Origin of the sequence: Streptomyces sp. SID1328 (genome assembly GCF_009865595.1) — a bacterium.
In the GTDB taxonomy this organism is placed as follows: Bacteria; Actinomycetota; Actinomycetes; order Streptomycetales; family Streptomycetaceae; genus Streptomyces; species Streptomyces griseoluteus.
In genome coordinates this window covers 1-3,730 of the sequence record NZ_WWKH01000801.1, presented here as the reverse complement: position 1 = coordinate 3,730, position 3,730 = coordinate 1, and the positions used below count along the sequence as shown (strand labels likewise).

Annotated in this window: 3 protein-coding genes and 1 pseudogene; all 4 read right to left on the bottom strand. The window is 72.9% G+C overall.

What is annotated here, in order from left to right; genetic code table 11:
• Positions 1 to 140: 140 nt before the first annotated feature.
• Complete coding sequence (locus GT030_RS25770; RefSeq protein WP_161203160.1) at positions 141 to 1,136, bottom strand: nucleoside triphosphate pyrophosphohydrolase; 996 nt, start codon at positions 1,134 to 1,136, stop codon at positions 141 to 143.
• Between the two features lie 138 nt (positions 1,137 to 1,274).
• Positions 1,275 to 1,913, bottom strand: a complete 639-nt coding sequence (locus GT030_RS25765; protein WP_161203159.1) for a SurA N-terminal domain-containing protein — start codon at positions 1,911 to 1,913, stop codon at positions 1,275 to 1,277.
• A gap of 151 nt (positions 1,914 to 2,064) precedes the next feature.
• Positions 2,065 to 2,685: a hypothetical protein gene (locus GT030_RS25760; protein ID WP_161203158.1), complete on the bottom strand. Its 621-nt coding sequence runs from the start codon at positions 2,683 to 2,685 to the stop codon at positions 2,065 to 2,067.
• A 194-nt stretch (positions 2,686 to 2,879) separates the two neighbouring features.
• Positions 2,880 to 3,730, bottom strand: a pseudogene (locus GT030_RS25755) (insulinase family protein); the annotation flags it as partial.

Here is a 3,730-nt window from a genome sequence, read left to right as displayed (position 1 = left end):
GGGCTGGTGCGGCTGGGTCACTCCCCGACGGTATCCGGCGGGCGGGGGTGGGGGCGGGTCGGCTCCTTTCACTTGGGCCTGCCGGGGGCCGGCTCCGTGCTGGCGGGGAACCCGCGCCGGTGTGGGCCCGCCCTGCCGGGCTACGCGGTGCCGTGGTCCGGGGTGGTCACGCCCTCGGCGGTGCGTATCGCGTCCCGATAGGTGCGGGCGGCCGCTCTCAGGGCCGCTTCCGGGTCGACGCCCGCCTGCTCGGCGCGGGCGGCGAGCTCCAGCAGCTCGTAGCCGATGCCGTCGCCCCGGGGCAGCGGCACGTTAAGGCCGGCGGTGCGGACGCGGGAGGCCAGCTTGGCGGCGAGGGCGAGGCCGGGCTGGCCGAGGGGGACGCCCTCGGTGACGGAGCTGCGCTGCTTCTCCTCGGCCTTGGTGCGCAGCCAGTGCGCCTTGACGTCCTCGGGGGTCTCCGCCTCCTCCTCCCCGAAGACATGCGGGTGACGGTGGATCAGCTTGGCGACGATGCCCCCGGCGACGTCGTCGATGGAGAAGGGGGCGTCCGCGTCCTCCTCGGCGATGCGGGAGTGGAAGACGACCTGGAGCAGCACGTCGCCCAGTTCCTCCCGCAGCTCCTCGCGGTCCCCCGCCTCGATGGCCTCGACGAGTTCGTACGCCTCCTCGATGCCGTACTTGGCCAGGCCCTCGTGGGTCTGCCGGGAGGACCAGGGGCACTCGGCGCGGATGCGGTCCATGACCTGGACGAGGTCGAGGAGGCGGGCGCCGGGCAGGTCGTAGGAGGCGGGGAGCAGCTCCAGTTCGGGCATCTGCACCCGGCCGGACCCGGCGAGCCGGGCGAGGCCGTCGGTAAGGGCGGGCTCTCCCTCACCGGTGGCGACGACGACCACCGTGCGGTCGCCCGCGCAGGCATCGACCAGTTCCTCGGCGGTGGGCGACGCCTCCGCCACCGCTATCCCGGCCTCGCGCAGATACGGCACCTGCGGATGCGCGCCGTCCGCGCACAGCACGGCGTCGGCGGAGCGCAGCGCCTGCCAGGCGGGCCAGGACAGCAGGCCGGGAGCGACGCGGTGGCTGGTGGTGAGCAGGACGATGCGGCCAGGGGCGGATGCGGAGCTGTTTGCGTTCACGATCCGAACGTAACCCAGGACGCCGAATGGTGGGTCGAGTTATCCACAGGGGCGAAGGAGTCCTGTGATCGTATGACCGACGCGCCGAGCGGGGCCGGAAACCCGCAGGTCACCAGCCCCGCACCGGGCGTACCGCGCTCAGGCGCTCTGTGCCGCCGAGGCGTCCCGCAGCCAGGGCGTACGGGCGTCGACCCGGCTGCTCTTGGCCACGTCCCAGGCGCCGTAGCGGGGGTTCACGTCGATGTGGAGTTCCTTGGACGCCTTGGAGAGGGCGTTCCAGAACGGGGGCTGGCTGGTGTCGGTGCCGAGCTTGGCGGCGAGCTTCTGGGCCTCGATCTGGAGGCCCAGGTTGTCGTCGAGCCGCTCCGGGGCGATGCCGTACTTCTGGAGCCAGGCGGACTGGAGCTGCTTGGCTCCGCCCGCCTGCTTCTCCAGACCGGCGTGCATCCGCTGGATCTCCTTGCGGGTGACCGTGACGCCCTGGTCGCGCGCGGCACGGTGCAGCACCTGGTCGAGGACCATGTTGTGCAGGGTGTCGCGGGTGAGGCTGCCGGTGGAGGCGAGGACCTGCTGGTACTGGGCCTGGTCGGTCATCTCGGCCCGCTGCGCCGCCCGTACCTCGTTCACCCGGCCCTCCAGCTGTGCCACGGTGATCCGCTGCCCGCCGACGACGGCCGCCGCGCCGGGATGCGCGTCGTTTCCGCAGGCGGTGAGGAGCGGGGCCGCGGCGGCGATCGCGGCGGTGAGGACTAGCGCGGTGCGACGGCGGCGGAGCAAGGGGAACCTCCTGAGGAGATTGTGCGGCGGTGCACAAAGTCTTGCGGTGATCGATGTTAGGCAGCCGTACTGCTCCGGCCAACCCATTGGACCAACGATTCACCACGAGTTCGGGCACCGCCGCCGGTGTTTCCACCGTCGCGTCGTCCCGCTAGCTCCTCGCGTCGATCGCCCGCTCGACGGCGCCCGCCACCTCGCCCCGCAGACCGTCGCCGGTGCGCAGGAGGGACACATTGCTCCCGGAGCGGCCGCCACCGATCAGTACGAAGCCGGTCCTGCCGTACTTCGGGGCCGCCTCCGCCGCGACGGCGACCTCGGGGCCGCCGACCGCGACGACGACCTCGCAGGAACCCTGGAGCATGCCGTTGAGGAAGGGCCGCGCGTTGCCGGCGCTCTGCTCCCCTATCACCTGCTGGTAACTGACCCGCGCGTGCGTCTTGAGAGAGGCGTCCTGCATGCCCTGCCAGACGGTCGCGGCGGGCGTGCCGGCCGTGATGCCCTGCTTGCCGGTGAGCAGGCAGGCGTCGGTCTCGGTGTAGTGCCGCGCGCGGGTGTCCGGGATGGGCGGCCGGTCGTCACCGCCGAACAGGAACGCGCACACCGTGGCGACCGCAGCGACGACGGCCAGGGCCCCCGCGGCGATCGCGATCGTGCGCCTGCTGAGGGAGCGCAGCCAGGCGACGACAGCGCGGCCGAAGCGGGCGACCCCCGCCTCCTGCTGCGGCGTCACCGACGGACGCGACTGCGTCACCTGTCGGACCTGCTTGGCCACGGACTACCTGCTCTCCTGCTCGGCACGGGTTCTACGGCTGCTGACACGTATCCACGATGCCGAGACCGGTTGGCACCGTAACCGACGGCCGTCCGACGCCCAGGAAAGAGGCCGCCATGAAAATCACAAGAGTCACTTAAGCAACAGCAAAACCTGCATGCGGAGCCGTGTTCACCTCCGGCTGGTGCGCCGATTCACCTCCGGCTGGTGCGCCGCAGAATCCGTACGGCCGGCCACGCCAGCAGCGCGGTGACCCCCCAGAGGAACCCCGATAGGGCGAGCCACTCGCCGACGCCGGTCTCCGGATCGTCCGCGCCGAAGACCGTGAGCATGAGGGCGAGCAGGCCGAAGCAGCCGCCGAGGACCCCGAGGAGGACCATCGCCGCCACCTGGCCCCCGGTGCGCCGGGGCCGGTCGGCCAGGACGGTACTGGAGGCGGGAGGGGCCGCCGTGGGGCGTGCGGACGTGGTGGTGCCGGACGCCGGTGCCCTGTCCAGGCGTGGCGGATGCGGCCGGGGCGGCAGCGGCACCACCGCGTGCGGCGGTACCGCGGCGTCGATGACCGCCATGGTGCTCGGCTCGACGCCGTACACCGCGGGCTCCACGTCGACGGTGAGGCCGTCGGCGCCGATGAGACGACGGCCGCCGTCGGGCCAGCTCAGCATGGCGGCACAGGAGCGGTAGAGGACGGTCGCCACCCGCGTCCCGTCGGCTCCGGGGGACGACCGTTCCGTGAGGCTGACGCCGTCGTCCCCCACGGTCAGCTCGGCATCGCCCGCGCGTCCGGTGATGAAGCGCGGGCCGGTAACCGCACGGTCCGAGGCGGTCGGGGCCGCCGTGTATCCGGCCCAGTCCGCCGAATGTCCGGAGGGCACTTGCAGGAGGGCCGTACCGGCGGCCTCCAGGGCCACCTCGTGCAGGTGGCGGGGCGTCACCGCCCACAGGTGGGAGCGCAGTTCGGCGGCGTCACGCCACGGGCGCCCCGCCAGCAGGTCCTCCGCCATACCGGGCAGCCGCCGCGCCGCCGCCTCGGGCGAGGACAGCG